Source organism: Streptomyces sp. AC602_WCS936, from assembly GCF_019049125.1.
Taxonomy (GTDB): domain Bacteria; phylum Actinomycetota; class Actinomycetes; order Streptomycetales; family Streptomycetaceae; genus Streptomyces.
Window position 1 is genome coordinate 5289 of the sequence record NZ_JAGMUF010000109.1, and the last position, 3697, is coordinate 8985.

The 3697-nt window shown below is 69.8% G+C and carries 4 protein-coding genes; 3 read left to right on the forward strand and 1 reads right to left on the reverse strand.

Features of this window, described 5'->3' with window-relative positions; translation table 11 throughout:
* Nucleotides 1-337, forward strand: a 337-nt coding sequence (locus KUM03_RS38645) for an adenosylhomocysteinase (protein WP_254400091.1), incomplete at its 5' end; no start/stop codon positions are given.
* 118 nt (nucleotides 338-455) lie between these two features.
* Nucleotides 456-1070 (forward strand): hypothetical protein, encoded by a 615-nt coding sequence (locus tag KUM03_RS29755; RefSeq protein ID WP_217253360.1) that lies wholly within the window; start codon nucleotides 456-458, stop codon nucleotides 1068-1070.
* A gap of 18 nt (nucleotides 1071-1088) precedes the next feature.
* Here KUM03_RS29755 and KUM03_RS29760 read toward each other — a convergent pair whose 3' ends face one another.
* Nucleotides 1089-2015, reverse strand: a complete 927-nt coding sequence (locus KUM03_RS29760; protein WP_217253367.1) for an RDD family protein — start codon at nucleotides 2013-2015, stop codon at nucleotides 1089-1091.
* Nucleotides 2016-2141: 126 nt separating this feature from the next.
* Between KUM03_RS29760 and KUM03_RS29765 the strand changes: the two genes are divergently transcribed.
* Nucleotides 2142-3149, forward strand: coding sequence for a stage II sporulation protein M (locus KUM03_RS29765; protein ID WP_217253369.1), 1008 nt, complete (start codon nucleotides 2142-2144; stop codon nucleotides 3147-3149).
* The last annotated feature ends 548 nt before the right edge of the window (nucleotides 3150-3697 follow it).

Below are 3697 nucleotides of genomic sequence, written 5' to 3' on the forward strand. Positions count from 1 at the left end.
TAAGCCGCAGGTCCACACCTGGACCTACCCCGACGGCAAGGTCCTGATCGTGCTGTCCGAGGGCCGGCTGCTGAACCTGGGCAACGCCACCGGTCACCCGTCGTTCGTGATGTCCAACTCGTTCGCGGACCAGACGCTGGCCCAGATCGAGCTGTTCACCAAGCCCGACGCGTACCCGACCGACGTCTACGTGCTGCCCAAGCACCTGGACGAGAAGGTCGCCCGCCTCCACCTCGATTCTCTCGGCGTCAAGCTGACCACGCTCCGTCCGGAGCAGGCGGAGTACATCGGCGTCCAGGTCGAGGGCCCGTACAAGGCGGACCACTACCGCTACTGAGCCCCACCGAGCCCCGTCGGCTCCTACGAGACAGGCCCCCGCACCCCCGTGTCGGGGGCCTGCCCCGTTGGCGGCCTCAGCGGCCGGACCAGCAGCCCGTCACCACCCAGGAACCCCCATGCCCCGCGGCCGGTATTCGCTCCACGATCCGCACGACCACACCCCCCTCGCGGAAGAACACTTCCAATGCGCCCCCGGCCCCTCCGGCTGGCGCTACGTCTCTCGGCTGACCACACCCGCCGGAGACCACCACGGCTCCGTCGACCTCGCCCTCGACGAACTCGGCCGCCCCATCCGCCTCGAACTCCACCTCGCGAGCTGGCAGGTCCGCGGCGCGGCCATCGACGGTGTCACCTGGGTCCGTACCGACCCCACCGGAGTCCACGCCACCGAAGGCAATGCGCGCGCCCACGCCTTCACCGGCACCTCCCCGGCCTTCCTCGTCGCCGCCACCCGTCTCCTGCGCCTCACCCCCTCCGCCGCGGCCACCCGCGTACGCCTCGTCGCCCTCACTGATCCGGTCCTCGCCCCCCGCACCCTGGACCAGTCCTGGGCCTTGGTGAACAGCGAAGCACACGCCACTGACAACGGCCCCCTGACCGTGGACGAATACCAGGTCACAGCCCTGGACACGGGCGAACAGCACCTCGTGCACATCGCCGGGGACGTCGTACTCGCGGCCCCCGGGATCGAGTTGGAGGACCTCGCGTCGCCGCCGTCCGTGTTCCCGTGAGGCCCCGGTCGGCACGTCTTACGCCGGCGGCACGAATCCCGTACCGGGGCGACCGTCCGAAGACGAGGTCGGCGGCACCGCGGGAGGCGCTGCCGACGGCGGAACCGGCGGCGTCGTCGGACGGACCGGCGGGGGAGGAGTCACAGGCTCCGTCACCGACGGCACCCCGGCCGCGGGCGCACCCCCGCCCGAGGGCGCACTCCCGAACGCCCGCCGGGCCTCCCGGGCCTGACGCTCGTGCATCATCGCCGCCAGGTACGCGGCGGGCGGTACTTCCCTGGGCGCCGGAGCCCCCGTCCGGGCAGCCACGTCCGCGGCGAGCCGCTCCGCCATCGCCCAGCCGACCCGGGGATCCAGTTGCCCCATGCGCGTGAGGTACTGGCGTACGGCAAGCCACAGATCATCGGGCACCGCGGACAGGTCCAGCTCGGAGAACCGCCCGGCCAGCCAGGGCGGAGGGGGCGGCATGAAGCCCGTCGCCGGGACCGGCACCCGCTCCCGCACGACCAGGGTCCCCGCGAACACGTCACCGAGCCGCCGCCCCCGCGCCGACACCAGCGAGGCGATACAGGCGACGACACCGAACGTCATGAGGATCTCGATCACTCCGATCAGGCCCCGCACCAGCGAGTGCCGGAATCGGATCGGCCCGCCGTCGTCCCGCACCACCCGCAGCCCGCAGGCCATCTTCCCGAGCGACCGCCCATGACTGAGCGTCTCCACCGCGATCGGCCCGCCCACCAGGACGAGGACGAAGGCCGCGATCGACAGCGCGGTCTGTGCCGCCATGTCCAGGGAGGCCGTGGAGGCCACCAGCACGATGGTCACCGCCACGTAGACGGCCACCGCCACCGCCAGATCGAGCAGGACGGCCAGCGCCCTGCTGGGCAGCCTCGCGGGGCGCAACTCCAGCGCCACCGCCTCGCCCGTCACCAGCTCGCTCACGCCTGCCGCCCTTCCCCTGACTGCCCCCGTCCCCGCCAGTCTGCCAAGCTGAGGACACACCGCGCCGCAGTACGACAAGCTGATCCACGACGAGCCGCCGACGATAGCCGAGGAGCAGGCACACCGATGGACCTCGACGTCTTCGTCTCCGCCCACCGCGCGGAGTGGGACCGCCTCGACGCCCTGCTCCGGCGCCAGCGCCGACTGACCGGCGCCGAGACCGACGAACTCGTCACCCTCTACCAGCGCACGGCCACCCACCTCTCCCTGATCCAGTCCAGCGCTCCCGACCCGCAGCTGACCGGCCGGCTCAGCCAGTTGGTGGCCCGCGCGCGCAGTGCCGTGACCGGCACCCGCCGGGCCTCCTGGCGCGACGTCACCTGCTTCCTCACCCATCAGTTCCCCGCCGCCGTCTACCGGGCCCGACACTGGTGGGTCCCCACCGCTCTCCTGTCGACCGCCGTCGCGGCCCTCCTGGGCTGGTGGATCGGCACGCACCCGGAAGTCCAGGCCACCATCGCGGCCCCCAGCGAGCTGCGCGAGCTCACCCGCCCGGGCGGCCAGTACGAGACGTACTACTCCAGTCACCCCGCGACCTCCTTCGCCGCGCAGGTCTGGACGAACAACGCGTGGGCCGCCGCGCTCTGCCTGATCCTGGGCGTCTTCCTGGGCCTGCCGGTCATCTGGATCCTGTTCCAGAACATGCTCAACCTCGGCGTCGGCTTCGGCCTGATGTCGTCGGCCGGCCGCCTCGACACCTTCCTGGGTCTCGTACTGCCGCACGGTCTGCTCGAACTGACCGCGGTCTTCGTGGCCGCCGGCACCGGCCTCCGCCTCGGCTGGACACTCATCGACCCCGGCCCACGCACCCGTCGCGTAGCCCTCGCGGAAGAAGGCCGGGCCGCCATCGGCATGGCGATCGGCCTCGCCCTGGTCCTGTTCGTCTCGGGAGCCATCGAAGGCTTCGTCACCCCCTCCGGCCTGCCGACCTGGGCCCGCATCACCATCGGAGTCGTCGCCGAGCTGGCCTTCCTCGCCTACGTCTACGTCGTGGGCGGGCGTGCCGCGCGGGCCGGCGACACGGGTGACGTCGAGGCATCCGAACGCAGCGCCACCGTGCCCACGGCCGCCTGATGTGCGTCAGCCCCCGTCGAGCTGCTAGTGTCCTCTTCGTTCCCGCAAGAGCCGTTGACACGGAGCGAGCGGGGAGGTAGATTCGAACAGTTGCCTGGAGAGGGGTTCACTCCCCGGAGGGTGACAGTGAGAAACTATCGGCTTCTCCCGGATCACAGAATTCGGCGAAGCACTCTCCCGATGAATCGGAAATGAACGGCCGGTCAGACCGGCTCAGAACTTCTGATAAAGTCGGAACCGCCGGAAAGGGAAACGCGAAAGCGGGAACCTGGAAAGCACCGAGGAAATCGGATCGGAAAGATCTGATAGAGTCGGAAACGCAAGACCGAAGGGAAGCGCCCGGAGGAAAGCCCGAGAGGGTGAGTACAAAGGAAGCGACCGTTCCTTGAGAACTCAACAGCGTGCCAAAAGTCAACGCCAGATATGTTGATACCCCGACCTGATCGGTTCGATCGGGTTGAGGTTCCTTTGAAACACACACAGCGAGGACGCTGTGAACGGTCGGATCATTCCTCCGACTGTTCCGCTCTCGTGGTGTCACCCGATTA

Coding starts and splice junctions, on each gene's coding strand:
- KUM03_RS29755 (WP_217253360.1), top strand. CDS start 456: ATGCCCCGCGGCCGGTATTCGCTCCACGATCCGCACGACCACACCCCC.
- KUM03_RS29765 (WP_217253369.1), top strand. CDS start 2,142: ATGGACCTCGACGTCTTCGTCTCCGCCCACCGCGCGGAGTGGGACCGC.